At 34.1% G+C, this 3,530-nt stretch carries 1 protein-coding gene; it reads right to left on the bottom strand.

The features are described from left to right. Positions 1-1,751: 1,751 nt before the first annotated feature. On the bottom strand, positions 1,752-3,254 hold the full coding sequence (locus CQA44_RS11475) for an autotransporter outer membrane beta-barrel domain-containing protein (protein ID WP_147289801.1): 1,503 nt from the start codon (positions 3,252-3,254) through the stop codon (positions 1,752-1,754). Positions 3,255-3,530 lie beyond the last annotated feature (276 nt).

Raw genomic sequence — 3,530 nt, 5'->3', positions numbered from 1 at the left:
CATTAGCAAAAACTTGCATACCCACACAAGCACTAAGCAAAAAGGCAGTTAAAAGAATCTTTATAGTTGTAGTGAGACTTTTCATTTTGTGTTCTCCTTATATTGTGTTTTCTTGTTACTTTATGAATTTTGTTTCCTTAATATTATTTTTTTAGCTATATCGTATGACATTTTATCGTTATATTATATTGTGTTTTTCTCGTTTGTTTAATAAATTGTGTTTTTTTAATAAATTTTGATTTCCTTAATATTGTGTTTTCACTATATAATATGACATTTTATCGTTATATTATATTGTGTTTTTCTCGTTTGTTTAATAAATTGTGTTTCCTTTAATAAAATGTGTTTCACTATAAAATGTTTCTTTATGTTATTAATTTAAAAGTTATTTTGACATTTCTTTAAGACGATAAAATATATGCAAATAATATTAAAGTTTTTCACTCACTCACTCACAATCCTTTCTCTTTTTTGCTATTTTTATCACTTCTCATTTTCAGCTTTCAAGCCACCTCTCAACCCATAAAGCTTAAATGACAAACTTCCTACAAATTACTAGCATTACACCTATATTACACCTGCATTATGCCTACATTACGCCCATAAGCACACGCTATTTTACAATATTTATACAATTTTACACTTTGTTCAAAGAATAATAAAAGTTATAGATATAGTGGATTCAAATAAAAACTATTAAGATTTAAGACTATGGCATTTAGACTAAGAAAGAAATAATAATCAAATTTTTAATGATAAAGTCTTTTATAATGGTTTCAGCTCCATTTTTCGCTCACAATTTCGCATGAAAAATGTAAATCATTCCTCTTGAAGTAAGATCCGCGTGAAACTGCCAGTCACAGTCATAGCTCACCTTGTTAAACATATACCTATCGCTCCTACTACCACATAAGACAAGATTTAGTATTAAATTCTTGCTTGCTCAAATCACCGCTAACATCAAGTATTTTACTGCATACTTCACCTTAAACATCATCAGATAGAAAACCTCTAAATGTTGCATTCTAAGATTTCTTAAATCCCGTTGAGTGTCATTATTTATTAAGACCCAAGAATCTCCAAAAAAATAAAATAAGAAACGAATCCATTCAAGCTCATTGCCAAAATAGCCAAAATAAGAAAAAATAAAGAGTAAAAAATAGGACGAAAGTTTCTAAAATAAATAAGATTACTACCCACAAAAGCAGGAATAAAAATACTTTCCAAAAATTACCATAGTCCAACCTTGTGCTTCTTGAATTAATAAGAAGCAATATCGAAAAACCAAGAATAGAAAATGCAATGACAGATAGAATCCCACAAGGATAAATCCGCCTTTCTAATAACCTAACATCAATCCATTTTCTAAAAATCTGCCAATATATCATAAAATTTACCAGATAAATAACAAAAATAATAGTAGAATCCACACATTAATTTTTGTTACAATTTACACCAAACTCCAATACTTATAAGCACCGAGTAAAAGGTAAGACGAACAACTCACCCGCCTTTAAATAAGGAGAATTGAAATTTCTATTTATGTTTAGCAGATTGTTTCGCAAAAGTGAGTCTTTAAAAATAGAATCTAGCTTAACATTTTTTTCTACTTATCCCCCCACTTTTGCTTAAATCCCTTTGTATCCGCTAATATAGGCTTATGCCTTTAGCTCGCTCACATTCCACTAACCAAGTTGCACAAGTAGCAGCTAGAATCTACTATTTCTCTTGTATTACACTTCAATCAACTATCAAAACACATAACCAAATAACGCATTCGCTCCATAATAATAGAGATTCTCTGCATGATTGATAGCGGCTTTAAAATGCCCATCAAAGCCTATGCGCATATTGCTTCTTATGGCAAAACTTCCACTTAGATTAAGACCTATGCGACTATTGTAGGGAGAATTAAAGCTAATCCTTTCTCCATTTTGAAAGACTAGATTAAATTTCTGTGAACTTAGCATAAACTGCTCATAACCAAACCCTAAGAGCAGATGTTTCCCGCTATCTATACTATAAACTCCCTCCAAACCTGCTACCATACTCAAATAATAAGCATTATATTGCGGAGAATGTAAAATCTGGGAGAAATTAACTAATTCCCCAAGGGCAGATTCTCTAAAGTCTGATAACCTATTGTAGCTTTGAATAATCTTTCCATAAGGCTTAAGGGAGAAAGATAACCTTTCTCCTCCCAATAAAAACCGGTAACCTAATTGTGCATCTAAGCTAAGTTGATGAAAACCGTAATTTGCCTTTAAAGTTTGGTTTGCAGAGCCATTGGTTTGCATCTCACGCTTAGAATCCGTCAAAGAAGCAAAATAACCCAACATAATATCTAGCTCTAGCGCAGTGTTTGGCAAAAAAGTAGTATGTAAATTCGTATTTAGCCCAAAATTATGGCTTTGATTGTGAAATGAGGATTGCAACAGTGTGTAATTTCTTTGCATACTTTGCATGCTCCCATACACATAAGCACTTTGTACGGATAACACAGTGTTACCCAATCTATAATATACACCCGCTTTTATGCCACCAAATTTTCCGCTAGCACCACCTAGAATACCATTTGCAATCACACCTACATCTGTACTAAAAGAACCCGAACTATCTTGAGTAATTAATGATAAAGATGAGGAATGTGTCCCAAGATTATTTTTAAGTATATCTAACGCGGTAAAAGGCATGGCAAAAAATTGCGAAAACAAAGCATTATTGAGATGATTAACATCAGAAGCAATCGTCTTGCTACTTGCACCGCTAAGAGTGTAGATTCCCTCTCCTAAAGCTCCCAAAATAGCCTTTTGGTTAGAATCAAGCGTAGCCTTGAAATTATTGATAGCATCATAATCCATATTCATTATCACAGTACCGTTCCATTGGCTACTTGTTCCACCTAGAGAAGCACTGGCAAAATCAGTATTGCCATTATGCAGTGAAATATTCGCTATGCTGCTTGTAATTGCGCCATTAACAAGAGTGTGTGTACCTGCTTTTGCTCCTGCAAGGTCAATAATCACTGTACCGCCATTATTTAGATTTCCATTGAATTGCCCCATTATACCGTTATTCGCACCAAAGATAAGGGTATTACCTGCTTGATTGTCTAAACTCGTAGCAGTCAGGGTTGCACCATAGATTCCTATAAAGGAGCTTTTCGGATTTAGCAAGTCTCCATTTGCCACAAGATCGCCGCCCACTGCAGAGATAATCGAACCACTCACATTCATGCTCCCACCATAGAGCAAAAGATTCCCACCACCACCAAAATGCGGATCATAGACATTGAATCCTCCTACTGCAGAGCCTGTGCTATCTACTTGAGCTTGTCCGCCATTATAAAAATTTCCTCTTATTTCAATATTGCCCCCATAGCTCTGAAAAGTTGCTGTGCCATTAACCGTAAGGCTTTCAGGACTGCCAATATTATAAAAGTCACCATAAGGGTGAATTGGCCCTTATTTATGTTTAAGTTAACGTGAATTGCGGACCGGGCTTGCTTAATCTTTGAGGCTTGAGTTTGT

It is taken from the genome of Helicobacter sp. MIT 14-3879 (genome assembly GCF_003364125.1).
The sequence above is the reverse complement of the archived record's forward strand: the minus strand, read 5'-3'. Positions and strand labels throughout refer to the sequence as shown.